A 21,046-nucleotide genomic window follows, 5' to 3' on the forward strand; every position below is an offset into this window, starting at 1 on the left:
TATTCCATGTTGAAAAACTTATACTTTTCTTCACGTCTGTTGATTAACCAAATGCAACAAGCAAATAACTTGATCACACACTGTGTGCTACGTTTATAGCTGCATTTGGATTACTTTGGATTGAACGACTACTATACCGTTATCGAGTTGTCTGGATGTGTAGGGATGCGACTTTGTCGCATCCCTACACATTTTTTTGGTCAACGTATGGTGGTCCTTCATCTGACGCGCTCCAAATACAAAAGTACACGTAATAGTGCTGAAGCTTTTTGGGACGAAAGAATAGTTGGCTTCTTAACTGGAGAAAAGCCGCCAAAGATGCAATTTTGGCGGCTGAATCCTTCTTTATAGCATTTCCTTCTCAATTTTAAGGGAGTGTCACTTTCTATATGGCGTCATACTGTTACTCGTAATAGCTTTGCCAAATTAAGCAAGAAAGGCATTATTATAAGCGGTATAGTGCCCGAACATTCAATTATTTCGACATAGGATACTAGTTTCCCTTTATAGTTATTTGGATCCTTTTTTTACCGTTAAACACTCGATTTTTCAGCAGATAAGGTAACTTATATAAATAAAAACTATTCTTTTCACCATCATCGAAACAACGATTGCCTGTTTATTTCCCTACAATATACGTCTTCAGAAGGGCAATACGCTCTCGCAAAACCAATTTTGCAGCTACTACTTTCGGTGTTTCGGCCGACACAGCATCTGAATCGAGATCAAGGTTAACCGCAATTTTCCGCGCTCTAGCAAGGTGATAATCACTTGTAATGATTGTGACCGATTGAATTTCAGACGGCAATAACTTTTTCGAAAATAGTATATTTTCATAAGTTGAGGTAGATGCTGTTTCTAAAATAAGCCGTCCCTCAGCGATGCCATTCTCCGTTAAAAACCGTCTCATCGCTTCCGCTTCGCTAATAGGCTCATCCGAACCTTGCCCACCAGATAAGATCATGGTCACATGTGGATGTTCAGTGGCATACTGGAGCGCAGCATCCAAGCGATACTGCAAAGACAGCGACAGGGAATCTTTTTTCACTTTCGCACCGAGTATGATTGCATAGTCATTCGTACCATCTGCCGCCGGTTCCACTCCCTCATCCATCCATTTTCCCGTTAACCACCACAAAAATAAACTAAAAATTGTAAGCACAATAGCACCAGCCATTGCTATTTTCTTCGATTTTTTCAATACAATCACTCATTTCAACTGTTCTACGGAAATTTTATTCTCCATCAATAAATTCATATAAAACGGATCTTTTCCGATTGCATAAACTCGGTCGCAAACGGTAGTGATTTCATCCATATCATGAGACGTATACATAATCATTTTCCCTTCATTTTTCGCCAGGCTATTCAAATACGAACCTATCTCCATTTTGGATTTTAGATCGATCCCAACTGTAGGTTCATCTAACAACAGGAAAGTCGGATCATGGAGCAGGCTGATTGCTAGGTTCAACTTCCTTTTCATACCGCCCGATAACGATTGAACTCCTTCCTTCCAATGCGTCAATTGCATATCCAAACAAAGTTGTCGGCATTCCTCTTTTGTACGTTTTTTCCACGACAACTGTTCAAAAAACAGCATATTTTCTTCTACAGTGAATTCTTCCCAAATCGATATGTCTTGGGGAACATAACCGATTATCCGCCTGATTTCCTTCACATCATTCACATAAGAAAGTCCATCCAATTGAATGTCACCTTGTGTCGGCTGCATAACCGTCGCGAGTAGTTGAAGCAATGTTGATTTACCCGCACCATTTTCCCCAACAAGGCCGACAATTTCGCCTGGTTTCATTTGAAAAGACACATTTTCTAAAACGGTCTTTTCCTTGTACTTTTTCTGTAACCCCGTTACGTTAAGCATTTGCCTTCCCTCCTTTATGGATCCAAACAGTGAGCAAGACAATCATAACGAAAAGCCATATCAGCGGTATCGTCCCTTTCAGTAACGAATGTACCGGACTTAATTCTTCAATCCATGGCCACTTCCCCGTTAGCCCATCCACCGGTATGATTGACCCACCGATTACAATAAAAAGCAGTGCAATCCCAAGACCACTTATATAATACATAAATAATTGCTTGTAGACGCTTGCGAGTAAAAACGCGAGCAAGATTATCGTCAACCGAAAAGCGAAAAGTGAAATCAGCACTCGGATTGTCAATGCTTCGCGGAATAATGACGAGAAGAGAAATGCCGTGACGAGATCCATTAGGAAAATGATGACTGTAAAATACAACAACGATCCACATGCATACTTTTTAAAAGAGATTTCCGTGAATAACCAGCGCTGGCGCATCGATGGTCGATTTTCTTTCAGCATCCAGTCGAACAGGAAAAATGTCGTGATGACTGCGAAAAATGCCCAAACACCCCAGGCTTTCAGTAACGGTAACGCATGTTCTTCAGCGGTTTTACTCTTTTCATAATAGGTAAAACTCGATTGGAGCAACGCTCCACTTCTTTGTCTCTCACGACTACTAGCAATAATTTCTTCATAATTCCATTCATCTTCCATACCATATTCTAAGAACAATTGTTTGATAACAAAAGCCGCTTTTGAACGGGCCGCGTCTTGTTGGGCATAGGACGTAATCGTTTCGACGACCGATTGATAAGCGAAAGACCGATTGGAAGAGTATGCCTCGATTAGCTGATTTCGCCGGTTTTCAAGTATATTATTCTCATAGCCCTCGCGAATAACGAACACACTATCCAGCTCATGCTGTTCGAGTTTATGTAGTGCTCCATCCAAGGACATGAACTGGATATGGAGAAGTTCCGTATTCGCGATATTATCGACTAGATGAGCTGCCATTTCAGTCTGTTCCTCAACTACAAGTGCTATCGGCACCCTAGTCTCCTCTTGCCAAGTCTCAACCCCTTGCATAATTAGCACCGTCATAACAATTGGAATAATTATCCAACACAATTGACTTCTCCACTCCTTCTTCAAACGCATCCAGCGGATAAATACAACATTCTTCACCGGATCCACCTCTCTTTTCCGACTGTTGATAGCCAAAGTAAGAGTAGTCCGATAGTAGCAAGGACCGTCAGCGTTGTGAAGTTCGCATAGTTTCGTCCTTCTAATACAATATCAATCATCCAATTCAAGCTAATGTATGAAAAGATATACGGTAAAACACCTTGAATCCCTTGTGGAAAGTAAAGAGTCGGTATAACTGCACCACTTGTAAAAATCAGTAGAAAGGTATAGAGGCTTTGTAATAAAAGAACGACTTTCCGAGATGAAATCAAAACATCAATTAACGCTATGCCTACTAAAAATAACAGGGCATAAAGAATAGTGAACAAGCCCAATCGTAAATAATCAGTGAGAAATAGTTCAAATCCAACAAACTTATTTATGATGAAAAATGCTACTGCCGCAACGACAAGGCTATATCCTAAAGAGACAAGAATTCTTGCTAGGATACGTTGCCACATGGTTACACCGAACAATTTCATCCGAATGAGCATCGAGGAATGCTCTTCTTTCCCTAAAACAGTATAGATAGCGAAAAGCCAGACTGACATAATTATTAACCAGCCCGATAATATGTAATAGTGAGTCGGAGAAGACGTCGCCACATTTGTAATCACTTCTTCATCAAGTAACTTATCTTTTCCAAGTGTGTACAAACTGAAATCCATAAACTGTTGAAACATCATTTTTTGGCGTTCTTCTTCTGGCATATCGGTTTTCTTTGCGTACTCATTGATAGTCAGAATAGTCGACTGGGCCACGGCAATGTAGCGCATCATGCTTTCTACTAACTCTTTCACAAGAAAACTATCTGTTGAACGCGCTGGATTTCCAACAATCGGGATCGTCACGGACTCACCTTCATACAAATCCTCCGTAAACCCGCTTGGAAATGTAAAATAGGTACTTATTTCATTTTGCGCCATCAGCTTTTCAGCATTGTCCTTCGATATCGACATAAATTGGATGAATTGATTATGCGAGGCCCTTTCTTCCAGTAGCCCGCTAAACAGCATCGTTTCCTGCGTTCTGTCTTCATCAACCAAAGCCACCCGGATTGGCGAATCTTCTTTGGGTAGCAGTAAACCAGCCAGCAGGAGCAACAGTGAGCCTATCAAAATAATTGGAAATAGAAAAAGAAGAAGAAGTGTCGCCCACTTCTTCTTCAACTGTTTATTATATTGACGCATGAAAAATAGTATTCTTCTAATGGACAGCAAAATGGTCACTTCCATTCTATCAATTTCGCCTTGGCGTAATTGCGTCCAGATTTTGAATCGAGCTTGTGCCTGCAGGACGCAGGTATGCAACCTTTGCCGCAGGATGCGGCGAACTTGGGTTGCCTTTTAACACCATTCAAAATCTGTGATATCCGCCGGAGGCTTTGGGCCAACAGGATGTTGGTTACTCCGGCGTTGCCGCAGGACGCGGCGATCTTAGCCAGAGTTCTACAATTTAGCCGGGGTTTGAACCCCGGCTAAATGAAGTTAAAACCCGCCTATTTCACCCTGTAAATCTTCCATAAACCCAAACACCCAATCTTGGACTTTTACCATAGCTTCTTCAGTAAACGCTTCTAATTCATCTTTATTCATTTTACCAATATTCACTGTGCCACCTGTTTCTACTGGCATATCTACTTTTTTCACAACTTTTCCTTGTTGCTTTAAAATCAAATTGAACATATTAACGCCCATTGACTCTTCACTGAAAGTAAATTCATGCTTCGCTTTCATTGAATCACTTTCGTGTGTAGCGCTACCTTTCCAAATAACGGCAGGATCCAAATCCCCATCTGTAAAGCCAAATGAACGAGTGAATGTTCTTTTCTTATCTTTTAGTTGTTCTTTTCCTTTATAGATGAATTTCATATCATCCATCGTCAACGTAATGGAATCAATTGCTTTTTGATCTTTCCAGCTTAAATCGCCTTTGATTTTCACAAAGTTTTCATCTCCGAAGGAATCTTCTACGCCAAATGTGAAGTCCCATTTTTGCCCTGCTTTCTCTAGCAATTGAATTCCGCTAATCATTAACGTATCGACATCAGTCTTATCTTCACCCACACCCATTGCGAATTCACGTTTCACAATTTTGTTTGAATGGTGCCAGATTGTAGATTGCAATCCGTTAGGAAGTTTAATGGAATCCACGCCTACAATCGCTTCATCAAGCCCATCTTCAAAGCCATCCATAAGCGTTGCAATTTCATTATCGGAAGTATCCCCAGCAAATGAAGTAAGTGTCAGTTGCTCTTTCAGTATAGTTTTAAGTTTTTCATCCTTTTTCGCTTTTTCCAATAAATTTTTCAGTAATGTTTTAACTTGTTGTTCTGTAAGATCCAACTTGACTTTTTTTGTTTTCATTTTTTTATCAAACACAGTAAGTTCTTCTTTTTCACTCGTAAATGCCTCTTCAGGAATCTCTTTAATGAAATACGCTATATATTCTTTTTCGACATATGTACGAGATTCTTCCGTCATCGAAAAGCCGTCTTCGAATAGTTGGGATAGACCAAGATTTTCATTTCCTTCATAATCTGGATCGGTTTCTCGCATTAATTTCCCAAAATCCTTATCGTCGAAGCGAATCAGTCCATCCATGAATGGAAATGAAGCCACTAGTTTCTCAGTTGTCACAAAAACCGAACCAAAGTTCATGTTAACGCTACCTAGTTCTCCCCTAAGATCCACTTCCAACTCTTTCTTGACTGGATCATAGACTTGTTTACTGGAAATTTTAGCGCTATTGACAATGCTTTGTACTTGTTGCATTTCATAGTCAACGGATGGTTCATTCCATTCGCCAGATAGGTCAAAATTCGTTTCAACCGGCTTTTCCTTTTGAACTTCCAACCACCTTAGTTCGTTCTTATAGCGGTCTTCAAAGATAGTCCCCACTAGTTTAAACGTTTCTGCTTCTGCTAAAAAATATTGTACTTTCGGTGATTTATTCACCAAAAGAAATGCCGACACGCTGCCGCCTACAGTGACCAATAAAGTTAATACAATAATCATTAATAACTTTGGTGACTTTTTTTTCACAACTTTCTCTTCCATGCAATTCTCCTCCTAAATTTGAATCGTGAACTAGAAAAATTTCGCTGAAGTTGAATTTTTTTCATATTCACATTTTTTCATACTATCACAGTCTATGTCTTTACTCAAAAAATAGTTGGTAAAATTCACCTTTTTAAGCAATTGATGATATCCGACTAGTCTCCCCTTTACACCAAAAGAATCATACAACTCAAAAAACCATCTACCATTAAAGAGTAGATGGTTCTTTGAATGGATGGTTCTTACTTTTTCACTGTTTGCTTCTTGTTTACCATGCTGTGCACTTCTGTAGGCAATCCCCAAAGCTTAATGAACCCAACAGCTGCCGATTGGTCAAACGAGTCATCAGACGTATACGTTGCAAGGTTCATGTCATAAAGTGAATTTGGTGATTTTCTGCCTTCTACAAGCGCATGCCCTTTGAATAGCTTCACGCGTACTGTTCCATTGACGTATTGCTGTGTTTCTTTGATGAACGCTTCTAATGCATCTCTAAGTGGCGAGAACCACAGGCCATTATAAATTAACTCACTCAATTTTTGTGAAATGATTGGTTTGAAATGAGCCAACTCTTTAACAAGTGTCAGATCTTCCATTTCCTTATGTGCCTTCAGCAAGATAATTGCTCCCGGACATTCATACACTTCACGCGACTTGATACCTACAAGACGGTTTTCTACGTGGTCAATTCTTCCGACACCGTGTTTTCCGCCAATCTCATTTAGTTTCAGAATCAGTTCACTGAGTGGATACTGCTGACCATCAATACTGACTGGTACACCTTTTACAAAATCAATTTCAATGACATCGGACGTATCCGGCGCATTTTCAATAGAAACCGTAAGCCCGAATGCATCTTCAGGTGGTGCTGCCCAAGGATCTTCCAAGATTCCACACTCATTAGCACGTCCCCATAAGTTTTGGTCGACCGAATATGGGCTATCTAGGTCGATTGGAATCGGAATATTCTTTTCCTTCGCATAAGCAATTTCTTCTTCACGCGACCAACTCCACTCACGGACAGGAGCGATGACTTCCAATGACGGATCCAGTGCTTTGATGGCAACTTCGAAACGTACTTGGTCATTCCCTTTTCCCGTACAGCCGTGTGCAACCGCTGTAGCATTTTCTTTATGCGCCACCTCAACAAGTTTTTTTGAAATAAGCGGACGTGAAAGCGCAGATACCAGAGGATACTTGTTTTCATAATAAGTTTGAGCTTGGAGTGAAAGCAACGCATACTCCTGTGCGAATTCCTCTTTCGCATCAATTACATAACTATTTACAGCTCCAACCTGCAACGCCTTCGCCTGGATGAAGTCCAAGTCTTTTCCTTCTCCGACGTCTAGACAAACCGCCACTACATCGTACCCTTGTTCTGTTAGCCACTGTACTGCTACAGAGGTATCTAGTCCACCTGAATATGCTAAAACCACTTTTTTCTTAGCCATAATTAAAATCCCCTTCCATTCAATCGGGTGCATGTTTATTCAGTAATTTGTATTTTTATAATAACATATTTTCAAATTAACACAATAGTTTTGTTTGAGTTTTTTCGAATTAAAAAAGAGTACACAATTTTTAGCCTGTGTACTCTTTTTATGGGACTGTCATAAGCTTAACTAAGACCATGGGCTACCATTGCATCTGCTACTTTTAAAAATCCTGCAATGTTGGCTCCCATTACGAGGTTACCGGGATGCCCATATGCTTCTGCTGCATCCAAACAGCTGGTATAGATATTTTTCATGACAGTCTGTAGTCTTTCATCAACCTCTTCGACTGTCCAAGAAAGGCGCATGCTATTTTGGGACATTTCCATCGCCGATACCGCTACCCCGCCTGCATTCGCAGCTTTCGCCGGACCGAATAAAGTTTTATGCTCGTGGAAAACTGCCATCGCTTCCAGCGTACAAGGCATATTCGCACCTTCCCCGATTGCTATTACACCGTTCGCAATCAGTATACGTGCAGCTATCTCATCAATTTCATTTTGCGTCGCACAAGGAAGTGCAATATCACATGGAATTGACCAGATTGCCGAACAATCGTCGTAATACTTTGCCCCCGAATGTTCTTTAACATATTCCGAAATCCGTTTGTTCTCGACTTCTTTCAAACGCTTGATTGTATCAAGATCGATTCCATTTTCGTCATAAATATAGCCGCCTGAATCACTGCAAGCCAGTACTGTAGCGCCTAGCTGGATTGCTTTTTCAATTGCATAAGTGGAAACGTTACCCGACCCGGAAACAACAACCTTTTTACCCGCAAAACTTAAACCTGCTTCTTTTAACATTTCTTCAACAAAATAGACAGTTCCATACCCTGTTGCCTCTTTGCGCCCAAGACTACCACCGTGTTTTGGATCCTTGCCAGTAAATACGCCTGCTTCATAACCGCCTTTCAAGCGATTATACTGACCGAACATATAGCCAATTTCTCTCTTACCAACGCCGATATCCCCTGCTGGAACGTCGGTATCAGGACCAATATATCTGCTCAACTCCGTGATGAAGCTTTGAGTAAAACGCATAATTTCACGGTCTGATTTACCTTTCGGATCAAAGTCAGAGCCACCTTTACCCGCACCAATTGGTTGGCCTGTTAACGCATTTTTAAATATCTGTTCAAATGCGAGAAACTTCATGATGCTGCTATTTACCGAAGGATGGAAGCGGATACCGCCTTTATACGGTCCGAGATCACTATTGAACTGGACACGGAAACCACGATTTACATGTACTTTACCTTGATCATCTTCCCATGCAACGCGGAAAATAATGATGCGTTCCGGTTCTGTAATACGTTCTAAAATACCATTTGTTATATAGTCGGGATGCTTGGAAAAGACAGGTCGAAGAGAATCGAAAATCTCTCTTGTTGCTTGTAAAAACTCTTTTTCATCTGGATTTCTTTTTTTGATCAATTCATAGACTTCATGAACGTAATCATTCGCTCTTTTTTTTCTATCATTGTGAGTTTCATTCAACTTCGTCATTTTTCACTCATCCCTTTCTTGTATAAGTTAAAGGTGGAAGCTGTTAAATTCCTACTTCCACAACTGAATGATATTTCAAAATCATTTAGTCATTTTTTAGTATTATCGCTGAAAATATGAATATATACAACTGTTTATCTATTGCTGAATAAGTAATTATACATCATTATGTCATATTTATGTATGAAAAATAAAATTATTTACTTTTTTCTGAAGAGAGAGTATTATTTAGTTATTCAAATATCGATTGATGAAGCATATACTTATCAGTGTAGCTGTCAATAGCTATTAGAAAATTACAACTAGGAGAAAGAAGGTTAGGACAATGAGATTTAAAAAGATACTCCGTACATTTATCGGTGCGAATATAACGCTACTGGCGACTTTCGTTTTCCTACCTGTTTTACTTTTCAATCCGGATGTAGAATTTCTGACGAGTTTCATCAATTATATCAATAAAGAGTAATTAAATTGACAAAACGAACCGCTAGTGCTCAGGCACTGCGGTTCATTTTTTTAGGTGATTTTCCGGATTGTAAAGTTGTCTTCTAATAATAACCAGTTTTGTGGGAAAGCCAAACCAAGTTTCCAATACATCATACCGCGTAAGTTGAACTGTTTGATCAAGTCAAATTTAGCTTGGATACTACGTGCGTCTTCAAACCAAACTTCATGCTGTACCCCTGCATCTGTGTACTTGAAATGCGGCGCCTGCGCAACATAGTCGTATTTGATATCAACTTCTCTTTCTGCCGCAATCGCTAGTGCCTGCTGAGGGCTTAATGCTTTGGCAGCAGATCCACCTTGGCTCGGATAAGGTGTCGACCAATCATAACCGTATAGATTTTGACCCAAGAATATTTTTCCACTTGGGATTTGACTGACGGCATACTCGACGACGTTTCGAACAGGGCCTATTGGACTGACTGCTTGTGGATCGCTGTACGTATAACCCCACTCATATGTCATTAGTGAAACGAAATCCACAATCTCCCCGTGCGCACGATAATCATGAGCCCCGTAAATACCCGTCCTAACGTCACTTGTCATGGGTGCTAGTGCAGTCGAAATTGTAAATCCGGCTTGATGGAATCGATCTCTCGCATTACGCAGAAAACGATTATAAAGTTCACGGTCTTCTGGATGTAATAACTCAAAATCAAAATGAATGTCCTTATAACCCACCTCATTGGCAACTTGAATGAGATTGCCAAACAACCGATTTTGTGCAGCTTGATCCGTAAACAATACATGGGCAAGGTCTGCATTAAATGCAAAGTTTTCTAAATTACTTACAACAAGTGCATTTGCCGCTCCCGCAGCTTTTGCTATATTTGGCATATCATCAATCGAGGGTGCCTTCAATGACCCATCTCGTTGCGCTTCATAACTGAACATAGCTAGATACGTCAGTGCATCAACTCTTTGTTTAACTTCATCAATCATTACTTGAGTTACTGGAGTCCGCGGCTCTACATAGAGTAATGACTCAGCTTGCTTTTTCGGTTGCGGTGGAATATACAGACGCTGTCCAACACGTAAGTTTTGCGATGGGAATAGTCGATTAATTGTTGCAAGCTCATTTACTGTCAAACCGTACATTTGAGCAATGGAATAAAGTGACTGACCCGGCTGAACCCAGTGGTAGCTACCCGTAATCGGTATGACTAACGCTTGGCCTACAACGATACGTGATGGATCTGGCAGTTCATTAGCTTGTGCAATTTCTTGATAATTAATGCCATAAGCTTGGGCAATTCCATATAAACTTTGACCTTTTTGAACCACATGGATCTGCATACTTATCATCTGCCTTTCATTAATAAAAATGTCCTCTACCCTAGACTATTTTTGCTAGAAGGAGATTATGCTTAGTTTGTTTTGATTTAACAATTTTCACGTATAGCTTCCACGCAAGCATCCATACTATTGTTGATGAAAATCAATAACTATTAAGGAGGAGTTTATACAGTGACACAAAACCCATTCGGCCAAATGGACAATCAAACTCATGAGAATATGCACACGGGTAGCGTTTCACAGCAAATGAATCATGGCGGTCATGAATTATTTGACGTACACGAGGCATTATCTGGAACTGTCGCATGTCTGAACCAAGCAATGCTATTACGAACACATGTGAAAGATCCCGAGTTACTTGATATTTTGGATCGCCAATACCGCTTTACTTTAGACGAATATAACATTACAGTTGAATGTTTCAAGACCGGACGAAATCCCTCACATCCAACTGGAAGATATGAGATGAAACAAGGCAATGACTTCGTGTATGGTATGAAACCGTCTCAACCAAAAAAACCGATGCATTCCGAGGCAGACATATCGGATGAAATCATTTCAGGCTTTCTACTAGGCTCTGCGAAGGCCGGGGCATCCATGAAAACAATGGCTGCCACTGAAACATGTAACCCCGTCGTACGTCGCGTACTTGCCGACTCAGTACCCAATTGTATAGAAATGGCTTATGAACTGGCAATTTACCAAAACAAAAACCATTATTACCAAGTACCACAACTCGCCGCACAAGATATGCAACAATTATTGAATTCGTTCGCCTCCTCGCAAGGCCAACCAGGGATGCCGACTAACACTTTGCAGTAAATAACTGAAAAACAAAAAATCAGATGCCCCCTCGGAATCGAGTGGACATCTGATTTTTTTTATTACTATATATGTTGAACAAATGAATACCTATAATAAGCTGAGCGAAGGCATCCCCTAGCGCCGTAGCAAATTCAATGGGATTCTTTTTTCACAACCTATATACCCAAGCACGCAACTCATTCCAAAATCGAGTTGACGATATGTTTTGGTGAATTCTCAAAGAAGGATAAGTAATGCATCGGATGACTTTTGGGAAATAGTTTTTTTCTTATTGCATTCGAATTCATCCCTTGATTGTAAAGTGATTGGACTTCTTGTTGTATGCTCTCCAAGTAATCCAACTTCTTCTCAATCGCTTGTCTCCCTTTAATTTTGATCCCTGCATGGGAACAAATATACGTTTCAAAATCATACGTCAAAACCTTTTTTAATGATGTAATAATTTCCGGAACAGATTCAAATGCAAACAAACTTTTAGGAGTCGGTTGTATATACAAATCCCCGCCAAACATCCAACCTTTTTCCTGATTAAACAACGCAACATGGTCATGTGCGTGACCAGGTGTATGAATGACATCCCAGTTGTAGTTATCTGTTGTAATCATGTCATTCAATTCAATCGGTTGGAACGGTTCTCTTTCACCCCAAAAAACTTTACGATAAAAAGGCAACTTCGCACGATTTTCACAGTCTTTAATCCCTAATTCATGAATATAAATCGGGACTTTCTTAATTTCTTGAAGCCAATATGCCAACCCCGTATGATCTTCGTGGTGGTGTGTTAAGATTACTTTCTTCATATCCCACTGTTCAAACAAGAGTATGAGTTTTGCTTTCATCTTAGCCGGTCCGGTATCAATTAATAACCCATCTATCATAAAGACGGAAACGGTCATTTTTTGCTTACCAAATGAAAGTACCATCTCAGCCTGTTTTAAATCCTCAAAAGATGTAATTTTCATGAACACACCAACCAATCATTTTGACTTCGCAATAAGTGAAGAAGGTACATCCGCTTTGAAACGGACGAGTTCTCCAGTACGCGGGTGTATAAGTGCCAAAGCAGTTGCATGAAGACCAATCCGTTTGATTGGATTAACGGTAGATCCGTATTTTTTATCACCAACAATTGGATGGCCAAGGTCTTCCATATGAACGCGAATCTGATTTTTACGACCTGTTTCTAGTTGAACCTCAAGTAACGAGTAGTTACTATTCATCTGTAGCGTTTTGTAATGAGTGACAGCATGTTGCCCACCGTTGTCAGTCGGATTTGAGTACACTTTAAATGTTTTACTTTCCTTTAGCCACGATGAAATCGTTCCTTCTTTTTTCCTAACTTTACCTTCGACAAGTGCCGTATACGTACGCTCTTTCACGACTTCATTCCACGCGGCCTGTAATCCATTTTTCACTTCTTCGCTTTTCGCGAACAACATCACACCCGACGTATCACGGTCAAGACGATGAACGATATAAACGCGGTTTCGTGAATTGGATTCTTTTACATAGTCCATTAGCTGTCTGTAAGCGGTCATGTCTTCCGGATTTTTCGAAGCGACTGAAAGCAGACCCGCTTCTTTATTAATAACAATGATATCGTCATCTTCATGTAAAATAGTGACTCCGACTAGCGTATCCTCTTTCATCGCTGCTCGATTTTTAAGGATCTCAACAAGTTGTCCAGCTTGAAGTGGATGATTATGTTGCGTAACCATCCTGCCATTCACTGTGACCTGTCCACGTGTCAGTATAGATTTCACTGAGTTACGGCTACTTTTAGACATCATCTCCAATAGAAAGGGTAATAACTCCATTGGTTCTTTCACTGTATAAACAGATGTATCTTCTTTTCTACTTGCTGAATTCGTATGATTTTTTTTCATAATTTATAAACTCCTCACTCTCACTTCTTATTATCCTCAAATTGCCTCTACATTACAAACGCTGTATGATAAAACCAAGGAATTTATTTCAAATAGCAGAAAAAAGGGGATTTTTATGCGAGTTGCGATATTCGATTTTGATGGAACACTGTATTCAGATGAAACTTTTCAACTATTAATGAGCCATTTAAGATACCACCCCGTCCATCATACAAATTATAAACGATTTTACCGGGCCATCCTTCCGCCTTATATCGGCCACAAGTTGAAACTAGTTTCCGAAGCCAAGATGAAAGAACGTTCCATGCAAATCTACTTGAATGCACTTGGCCTAATGTCCATTAAAGAATTAGATGCCTACTTCGGAGAATTAACCGATCGGGTACGAGAAGGCTTTAATCCCGATGTAATTGCGCGTTTGAAACAGCACGCTACTGAAAATGTACATATCATGCTTGTTTCTGGTGCATACTCATCCCTTTTGCAATCCGTCACAAAGGAGTTGCAGTTCGATTCAATTATCGGTACAGAAATTCCCATGAAAGAGGGAAAAACTGATAATCGAACGCCACTTTATCATATACAAGGTCCACGAAAAAACGAAAAGATTCTAGAAGTACTACAAGGGAAAGATATCGACTGGGAAAATAGTTTCGCCTACGGAGATAGTTTTTCCGACTTGTCTGTACTGGAACTCGTCGGGAACCCTGTTGCCGTTCGACCTGAACCACGATTAAAAGCTATTGCTAAAGAACGTGAATGGGAAATAATTTGAATATGGAAAAGCGGAAGGCGCCGTTTAGCCCCGACAAGCGCTGGGGGAATTGATGGTAAAGGCGCTCTTTGCCTTTGTCATCAATTCTGAAGCGACTCGAGGGGCTGGCGTCTGGAGTCTGGACATCGTTCCATGCAGAAAAACTAATACTTTCTTACCTTGTATCAAAAGCGCAAGCGCCTATAACAGATGAGCGCAGCCTAAGTACGCCACATCCTATGGCAACAGCTGCATAACCTTCATCCTGTTGGCCAGCGGCAGGCATAAGGCGGGTAAAGGAAGGCAGTCTAAGTTCGCGACGTCGTGTCGCAACTACTGCATGACCTGCATCCTGCAGGCCCAAGCGGCGTTCTTTGCCGCACAGCCGGACCGACTTATGACCCGAGCCTCTAGGCGCTGGAGTCTGGACGTAAACAAAAGCGCAAGACGCCGTTTAGCCCCGACAAGCGCTGGAGGAATTGATGGTAAAGGCGCTTTTTGCCTTTGCCATCAATTCTGAAGCGACTCGAGGGGCTGGCGTCTGGACGAGATCATAAGCGCAAGCGCCAATTTCCTAAAAAAAGAAACGTACATCCGTATTAATGGATGTACGTTTCTTCAATACGTTCAATTTAAACTTTTACACAACAAATCCTTTTTTGATTTTCCTGACAGCTGGATAGATGATTAGTATGTATGTTTTTACTCTCTTTACGCCCCGTTCTCCAATTTACAGAAATCTGATAAATCCATCAATTGGATCTTGATATTGAATTTTTATCGAAAAATATATTTTAAGCATAAACATTGTAACAAAGCTAATGTAAGCGCTGCAATTTCCAAGTATTCCAATTGGGCAGAATTTTCGGACTTGTGTTATTTTCGAGTTCATGGTAAAAACTTATAATAACAATTAAAAATTCGGAGTGGAATGGGGTATGGTCAATGACGAGTAGTTACAAGTCTTCTTTAGAAATGCATCGTATTCATACGGGGAAAATGGAAACTGTATCAAAGGTTCCACTTGAAAACAGTGTAGATCTCAGCCTAGCTTATTCTCCTGGGGTAGCTGATCCATGTTTAGAAATCGCAAAAAACCCCTATGCGGTATACGACTATACAATCAAAGGGAATCTAGTGGCAGTAATTACAGATGGAACTGCCGTGTTAGGATTAGGCGATATAGGACCCGAAGCAGCACTTCCCGTCATGGAAGGGAAAGCGTTGCTGTTAAAGAGATACGCTAACATTGACTCGTTCCCAATCTGTCTTGGCACTAAAGATGTTGATATCATCGTGCAAACAATCAAAGCAATCAGCCCGACGTTTGGCGGGATCAATTTGGAAGACATATCTGCCCCGCGATGCTTCGAAATTGAAAAAAGATTGCGTGAGGAGTGCAATATCCCCGTGTTCCATGATGATCAGCATGGTACAGCAATCGTTGTTGGCGCGGGATTATTAAATGCGTTAAAAGTTGTTAAGAAAAATAAGAAATCTGTTAAAATAGCCGTTAATGGGGCAGGTGCTGCCGGGATTGCAATAGTGAAACATCTCAAAAACATTGGATTTGAGCAGATTGTCATCTGTGACTCAAAAGGTATTATTTACAAAGGCCGCCCTATTGGTATGAACCCGACTAAAGATGAAATCGCTGAAATTACAAATCCCAATGGCTTAACAGGCTCGTTACAAATTGCCATGACGGATGCTGACGTCTTCATTGGTGTTTCCGCTGCCAATATATTGACGTTGGAACATATTGACTGCATGAGTAGCGATCCGATTGTCTTTGCTTTGGCAAATCCGAACCCCGAAATCGCACCCGCTTTGGCAAAATCATATGGAGTTCGCGTCATTGCAACCGGCAGATCTGATTATCCCAATCAAGTCAACAATGTGCTTGCGTTTCCTGGTATTTTCCGGGGGGCACTGGATGTCCGAGCAACCGAAATAAATGAAAGCATGAAACTGGCCGCAACTTACGCCATCGCATCATTGATTCATGAATCAGAGTTACGCGATGATTATATTGTTCCTGATCCTTTTGATGAAAGAGTTGTTAAAGCCGTTACACAGGCGGTAAGTAAAGCTGCGATTGAGTCAGGCGTATCTGCTCTTATGTGTACTGTACGATAATAGTAAATAACCCATTAAAAAGCGTCGCAGAAAAGTTCACTATCCTTTTCGCGACACTTTTTCTTATTTTTCACCGTCAGCCTTCATATCTACATGGAGACTTCCATCTGTTTGGACTTCTGCATAAAATATATTTTTGACATTGCCAATACCCTGTTTTTTCAATTGTTCGTACAACCATTCTTCCGTCAAATTTAGCTCCGTTAAATTCTTATCCGTAATTTTCCCTTCTGCTATTACTTCAGTCGGTATATATTTAGGCACCGGTGAAGGAGCATTTACATCTTTTTTCGTTGCAGCTTCTAGCCCTGCTTTTTTTAAGACACTTAACTCTCCGTTTGTTTCAAGTATTGCATAATGGACATCTTTAATCGAAAAAATACTTTGTTCACGTAGCATCATACTTAAATCATTTAAATGGAGTCGCAGCTTTTTCAATGAAGCTTCAACTATTTTCCCTTCATATACAACGATAGTAGGTTGATCATCAAGAATAATCCGCGCCTTTTTTGATTTAAATGCAATGTAACTCATGAGCATCGTCAGGAATGCCCACCAAACCATTGCTACGAGTCCATCCAAAAGCGGGGTTTTGGATACTCCCGCGATTTCCCCTGCAATGGAACCTATCGTGATACCGGTTACGTAATGAAAAAACGTCAGCTGAGAAATTTGTTTTTTCCCCATAAATCGCGCAAGTATAAGTAGGACAAAAAATGTAACCGTCGCCCTCAGTATCATTTCCCAAAAGTCCACTTCAAAAAAGTCTTCCAAGTTCACACCTCCGCTTTTAAAGAAGTGTTCCACCATTCCTCATCGCCTATTCAAATAGATGACTTGAATTTTATATTTAACAACAAAAGAAAGCTCTTCCAAAAGTAATGTCAGAATGACCTTTGGAAAAGCCTTCATTTTTAAATTGCTTGTATTTTGTTCTTCTTCAATATTCCTGCGAGTAAAGCTGTAACTAATGCACCAGCAGCTATGGCTATTGCATATAGCAACACTTTTCCAATTCCACCATCGACAAGTCCCATAACGAAAACGCCGCCATGCGGTGCACGTAAACCAATATCAAATAGCATCGTAAGTCCACCAGCCAATGCAGCTCCAACTACGGATGCTGGGATGACACGTGCAGGGTCTGCCGCCGCAAACGGGATGACACCTTCCGTTATAAAGCAAGCTCCAAGTACGTAAGCCGTTTTTCCCGCTTCACGCTCTTGTTTTGTAAAACGTTTTTTGAACAATGTTGTTGCAATTGCCATGCCTAGTGGCGGCACCATTCCTGCTGCCATGACCGTCGCAATGAACCCGAAATTCTGTGCATCAAGCATCGCAATACCGAATGTGTAAGCGGCTTTATTAATCGGACCTCCCATATCAATTGCCATCATTGCACCTAATAAGATACCTACTAGCACTTGGTTTGTTCCACCAAGCCCTTCCAAAAATGCTGACATGCCTGTGTATAATTTAGTCAAGGGAGCATTGACTATCATCATAATTAGTCCAGTGATTGCAATGCTGAATACCGGGTAGAACAACACAGGTTTCAAGCCTTCAAGCGCATCAGGTAGTGCAGCAAACGCTTTTTTAACGACAACTGTTATATACCCCGCTAGGAATCCGGCAATGATTCCACCTAGGAATCCAGAGCCACCACTAACACCGTCCACACCTGTAACTGTAATAGCGATTAATCCACCGACCATACCAGGAGCAAATCCAGGGCGGTCAGCGATACTCGACGCAATGAATCCTGCTAGCACAGGGACCATTAGGAAGAATGCATTTCCACCGCCGATTGTATTTAACATTGCAGCGAATGCATTGTAATCTGCACTATTCGGGTCACTTGAATTAATACCCCAGAAGAATGATAACGCAATTAAAATTCCACCACCGACAACAAACGGTAGCATGTTAGACACACCATTCATCAAGTGTTTATAAAATCCACTTTTGATTTCGGATGTGTCACTATCATCTTTAGACTTTTCATGTTTGTAAATTGGTGCATCTTTGAGGATTGCACGATTCAGCAATTCTTCCGTTTCATAAATCGCCTTTCCTACCTTCGTCTGTATGACCGGCTTACCGTTAAATCGAGCCATTTCCACTTTAGTATCTGCAGCAACGATGATGGCATCCGCTTCCGCTATGTCAGCATCCGTCAATCGATTTTTCACACCGGATGATCCGTTCGTTTCCACTTTTAGTGAAATGCCCATTTCTTTCGCTTTATCAGTCAATTTTTGTGCCGCCATATAGGTATGTGCTATCCCCGTTGGACATGCAGTAACGGCAAGTATTTTCGATGTAGGCGAAAGCGTTGATTCTGATTCACCAACCTCTTCAGGTCCTTCCAACTCGATTTCCTTGTCATTCACCGCTTGTAGAATTTCAGTTTTTGACGTAGCACTTAGAACTTTCTCTCTAAAATTCGAATCCATCAAAAACGTAGCTAATCTTGATAGCGCTTCCAAATGATTGTTATTTGCGCCTTCACTGGCTGCGATCATGAAAAACAGATGAGCCGGCTGACCGTCTAGCGATGCATAATCGATACCTGGTAAAGATCGTCCGAATGCGATTCCAGGCACCTTCACCGAAGCAGATTTCGCATGTGGAATTGCAATTCCATCACCGATTCCTGTTGTGCCCTGCTCTTCACGGGCCAAAATATCTTTTGTAAATGCCTCTTTATCAATCAAATTTCCTGCACGATCGAACTGATTGATCAGTTCCGTCAATATATCCTGTTTCGATGTCGCTTTCACGTCCAAAATAATTGTAGCTTCAGTCAATAACTGTGTGATTTTCATCATTTCACATCCCCTTCATCTAATGAACTGATCAACACTTGGTCCAACAATGCTAGTACATCTTCTTTCTCACAAAGATCCATTCTAAAAGCGGTTGCACTTCCGCTTGCTACACCCGTCCGGAATGCCTTGACTGCATCCGCCTCTTTCGTGAAGGATGCTAGAAACCCGGATACAAGTGAATCACCAGCCCCCACTGTATTCACAACTTTTCCTAATGGCGCTTCCGCAAAAACAGCAACCTCTTTCGTAACCAGCAGCGCTCCTTCCCCGCCCATTGAAACGATGACATGTCCAACGCCTTTTTCAACAAGTTTCTTGGCGTAATGCTGTGCTTGCTGTTTGTTCACGATTACTGTATCGAACAATTCACCAAGCTCTTGCGCGTTAGGTTTAATAAGAAATGGATTCATGTCTATCAAGCCTTTTAACGCAGGGCCCGATGTATCTAGGACGAAACGGACACCATTGTCATTACAAATTGTTGCGATATCCTTGAAAAAGCTCTTCGCTATTGATTCAGGAAGACGACCCGCAAGAACGAACCAATCACCTTTTTTCATTTTCTGCACTTGCGCTATCAATTGCTGTTGCTGTCCTAGTGTTATATCAGGACCAGGTCCATTTAACTCAGTTTCTTCATCGGCTTTGATTTTCACATTGATACGCGTAATTTCTTCCGTTTGGATAAAGTCCGTATGAACGCCTTCTTGATGTAGAGATTGTTGAATATAATCACCTGTGAACCCACCTACAAAACCTAAAGCGATGTTGTCAACCTCTAATCGTCGTAACACACGGGACACGTTAATTCCTTTTCCTCCGGGATAGTAATACACTTCTTTAGAACGGTTCAGTTTACCGCTACTGAATTCGGGTAAATAGGTAGTATAATCAAGCGAGGGTGTGATTGTGCACGTATAAATCATGATTTCCCCACCTTTACTGTGGTCTTTTGTTCCAATAAGTTGATAGCTTGTTTTTCGAAATCACTTACAATTAATACGGCTTTATCGAGGGGCATAATAGTAGCAAAACTTACTTTGTTATATTTCGAATGATCCGCCACGACATATGTCTTTCTCGAGAGTGTAGCAGCTAGCCTTTTAACAGCGGCTTCTTCCGGATCCGGCGTTGTATACCCAATTTCCAAATGGAAACCGTTGACGCCAAGAAAGCATTTATCAAACTGATAATCGCCAAGCGTTTGGATTGTTTGCGGTCCAACAAGTGCACGCGTGCGGGACTTTATATAACCACCCGTCAAATAAGTCGTTATTTCGTGCTCCATCAATAAATCAACATGTGTCAATCCGTTCGTCACAACGGTCACTTTTTTATCCTTTAAATAAGGGATCATCTGTAATGTAGTAGTTCCTGCATCAAGAAAAATGCAATCCCCTTCTTGGACAAAAGAGGCGGCATAATTAGCAAGCTGAATCTTCTCTTGAAGGTTTTCGGATGATTTATCGGAAATACTAAGTTCTTTTGTGATGCGCTCGCTTATAGTAGCGCCTCCATGGATACGATCCAATTTGTTAAGGTCTTCTAGATCATTCAAATCTCTTCGAATTGTCGACTCTGATGCGGATGTTGCATCAACTAACTCTTGAATTTTAACGGTCTTTTTCTCAGTCAATAAATGCAAAATCAATTCATATCGTTCATTTGTCAACATATGAACACCACCTCTAATTAGCTGTAAACTCATAATACTCTAAACAACCTTCACAATCAATCACA

The 21,046-nt window shown here is 40.8% G+C and carries 18 protein-coding genes; 4 read left to right on the plus strand and 14 right to left on the minus strand.

The features are described 5' to 3' along the window. Positions 1-619: 619 nt before the first annotated feature. The 7 genes from H2672_RS16275 to gdhA form a co-directional block, all read right to left on the minus strand. Positions 620-1,201, minus strand: a complete 582-nt coding sequence (locus tag H2672_RS16275) for a YdcF family protein (protein ID WP_255485862.1) — start codon at positions 1,199-1,201, stop codon at positions 620-622. 9 nt (positions 1,202-1,210) lie between these two features. After that, a complete protein-coding gene (locus H2672_RS16280) occupies positions 1,211-1,885 on the minus strand; it encodes an ABC transporter ATP-binding protein (RefSeq protein ID WP_186673108.1) in 675 nt (224 codons plus the stop codon). Continuing rightward, positions 1,878-3,011 carry an ABC transporter permease gene (locus H2672_RS16285; RefSeq protein WP_186673110.1) on the minus strand — a complete coding sequence of 378 codons (1,134 nt, stop codon included), beginning with the start codon at positions 3,009-3,011 and terminating at the stop codon, positions 1,878-1,880. The genes H2672_RS16280 and H2672_RS16285 overlap by 8 nt, the downstream gene beginning before the upstream one ends. Then, complete coding sequence (locus H2672_RS16290) at positions 3,008-4,246, minus strand: ABC transporter permease (RefSeq protein WP_186673112.1); 1,239 nt, start codon at positions 4,244-4,246, stop codon at positions 3,008-3,010. The genes H2672_RS16285 and H2672_RS16290 overlap by 4 nt, the downstream gene beginning before the upstream one ends. 252 nt (positions 4,247-4,498) lie before the next feature. After that, complete coding sequence (locus tag H2672_RS16295; RefSeq protein WP_186673114.1) at positions 4,499-6,070, minus strand: DUF6583 family protein; 1,572 nt, start codon at positions 6,068-6,070, stop codon at positions 4,499-4,501. A 242-nt stretch (positions 6,071-6,312) separates the two neighbouring features. Continuing rightward, positions 6,313-7,524, minus strand: a complete 1,212-nt coding sequence (locus H2672_RS16300) for an argininosuccinate synthase (RefSeq protein ID WP_370569687.1) — start codon at positions 7,522-7,524, stop codon at positions 6,313-6,315. Between the two features lie 164 nt (positions 7,525-7,688). After that, on the minus strand, positions 7,689-9,071 hold the full coding sequence (gene gdhA, locus H2672_RS16305) for an NADP-specific glutamate dehydrogenase (protein ID WP_186673118.1): 1,383 nt from the start codon (positions 9,069-9,071) through the stop codon (positions 7,689-7,691). A 325-nt stretch (positions 9,072-9,396) separates the two neighbouring features. Here gdhA and H2672_RS16310 point away from each other — a divergent pair, with 325 nt between their 5' ends. Further along, positions 9,397-9,537 (plus strand): hypothetical protein, encoded by a 141-nt coding sequence (locus H2672_RS16310; RefSeq protein ID WP_186673120.1) that lies wholly within the window; start codon positions 9,397-9,399, stop codon positions 9,535-9,537. A gap of 50 nt (positions 9,538-9,587) precedes the next feature. On the opposite strand, the gene H2672_RS16315 is transcribed toward H2672_RS16310, so the two are convergent. Continuing rightward, positions 9,588-10,871 carry a glycoside hydrolase family 18 protein gene (locus H2672_RS16315; RefSeq protein ID WP_186673122.1) on the minus strand — a complete coding sequence of 428 codons (1,284 nt, stop codon included), beginning with the start codon at positions 10,869-10,871 and terminating at the stop codon, positions 9,588-9,590. 195 nt (positions 10,872-11,066) lie between these two features. Here H2672_RS16315 and H2672_RS16320 point away from each other — a divergent pair, with 195 nt between their 5' ends. Then, positions 11,067-11,693: a spore coat protein gene (locus tag H2672_RS16320; RefSeq protein WP_186673196.1), complete on the plus strand. Its 627-nt coding sequence runs from the start codon at positions 11,067-11,069 to the stop codon at positions 11,691-11,693. Positions 11,694-11,872: 179 nt separating this feature from the next. Here the strand turns inward: H2672_RS16320 and H2672_RS16325 are convergent, their stop codons facing one another. Together H2672_RS16325 and H2672_RS16330 are read right to left on the minus strand one after the other, a co-directional pair. Then, positions 11,873-12,658: an MBL fold metallo-hydrolase gene (locus H2672_RS16325; protein ID WP_186673124.1), complete on the minus strand. Its 786-nt coding sequence runs from the start codon at positions 12,656-12,658 to the stop codon at positions 11,873-11,875. Between the two features lie 15 nt (positions 12,659-12,673). Beyond that, positions 12,674-13,582, minus strand: a complete 909-nt coding sequence (locus H2672_RS16330) for an RluA family pseudouridine synthase (RefSeq protein WP_186673125.1) — start codon at positions 13,580-13,582, stop codon at positions 12,674-12,676. 115 nt (positions 13,583-13,697) lie between these two features. On the opposite strand from H2672_RS16330, the gene H2672_RS16335 reads away from it, so the two are divergent. Both H2672_RS16335 and H2672_RS16340 read left to right on the plus strand, forming a co-directional pair. Beyond that, positions 13,698-14,357 (plus strand): HAD family hydrolase, encoded by a 660-nt coding sequence (locus tag H2672_RS16335; protein ID WP_186673126.1) that lies wholly within the window; start codon positions 13,698-13,700, stop codon positions 14,355-14,357. A 924-nt stretch (positions 14,358-15,281) separates the two neighbouring features. Further along, positions 15,282-16,475 carry an NAD(P)-dependent malic enzyme gene (locus H2672_RS16340; RefSeq protein WP_186673127.1) on the plus strand — a complete coding sequence of 398 codons (1,194 nt, stop codon included), beginning with the start codon at positions 15,282-15,284 and terminating at the stop codon, positions 16,473-16,475. Between the two features lie 63 nt (positions 16,476-16,538). Here H2672_RS16340 and H2672_RS16345 read toward each other — a convergent pair whose 3' ends face one another. The 4 genes from H2672_RS16345 to H2672_RS16360 form a co-directional block, all read right to left on the minus strand. Continuing rightward, positions 16,539-17,249: a YetF domain-containing protein gene (locus H2672_RS16345; RefSeq protein ID WP_370569684.1), complete on the minus strand. Its 711-nt coding sequence runs from the start codon at positions 17,247-17,249 to the stop codon at positions 16,539-16,541. A gap of 140 nt (positions 17,250-17,389) precedes the next feature. Further along, the gene (locus tag H2672_RS16350; protein WP_186673198.1) at positions 17,390-19,303 is read right to left on the minus strand and encodes a PTS fructose transporter subunit IIABC; all 1,914 of its coding nucleotides are present in this window, start codon (positions 19,301-19,303) and stop codon (positions 17,390-17,392) included. Next, positions 19,303-20,232 (minus strand): 1-phosphofructokinase, encoded by a 930-nt coding sequence (gene pfkB, locus H2672_RS16355; protein ID WP_186673128.1) that lies wholly within the window; start codon positions 20,230-20,232, stop codon positions 19,303-19,305. The genes H2672_RS16350 and pfkB overlap by 1 nt, the downstream gene beginning before the upstream one ends. After that, positions 20,229-20,981 (minus strand): DeoR/GlpR family DNA-binding transcription regulator, encoded by a 753-nt coding sequence (locus tag H2672_RS16360; RefSeq protein WP_186673129.1) that lies wholly within the window; start codon positions 20,979-20,981, stop codon positions 20,229-20,231. The genes pfkB and H2672_RS16360 overlap by 4 nt, the downstream gene beginning before the upstream one ends. Positions 20,982-21,046: the final 65 nt, after the last annotated feature.

Origin of the sequence: Sporosarcina sp. BP05 (genome assembly GCF_014282005.1) — a bacterium.
Taxonomy (GTDB): domain Bacteria; phylum Bacillota; class Bacilli; order Bacillales_A; family Planococcaceae; genus Sporosarcina.